Genomic DNA, 227 nt, shown 5'->3' with positions numbered 1-227 from the left:
CCCCGTAAGAAGAAGTTGAGAGATCCTGGTGTGGTATTCTTTGCAGATGGAGAGTAAGGCAGCTTCGTTAATTCCATCCAAATTCTTTGCAGGTCCGCACCTTGCGCTAATAGTCTTCTTCCTCTCTTCTGCTTTTCTTTCTTGTTCCTTCTTCAATTCCTCAGCGGCCTTTTTCCTCAACAAGGTCCTCAACTTCTTCTTACGGGCTGGGGTCATGAAAGCCTTCT

At 46.3% G+C, this 227-nt stretch carries 1 protein-coding gene; it reads right to left on the bottom strand.

Annotated features, from left to right (window positions below):
* Positions 1 to 216 (bottom strand): troponin (locus tag BB427_RS08265; protein WP_139119044.1); only part of this gene is annotated, 216 nt, incomplete at its 3' end.
* Between the last annotated feature and the right edge of the window lie 11 nt (positions 217 to 227).

The organism is Pseudoalteromonas sp. BMB, from assembly GCF_001709235.1.
In the GTDB taxonomy this organism is placed as follows: domain Bacteria; phylum Pseudomonadota; class Gammaproteobacteria; order Enterobacterales; family Alteromonadaceae; genus Pseudoalteromonas; species Pseudoalteromonas maricaloris.
The sequence above is the reverse complement of the archived record's forward strand: the minus strand, read 5'-3'. Positions and strand labels throughout refer to the sequence as shown.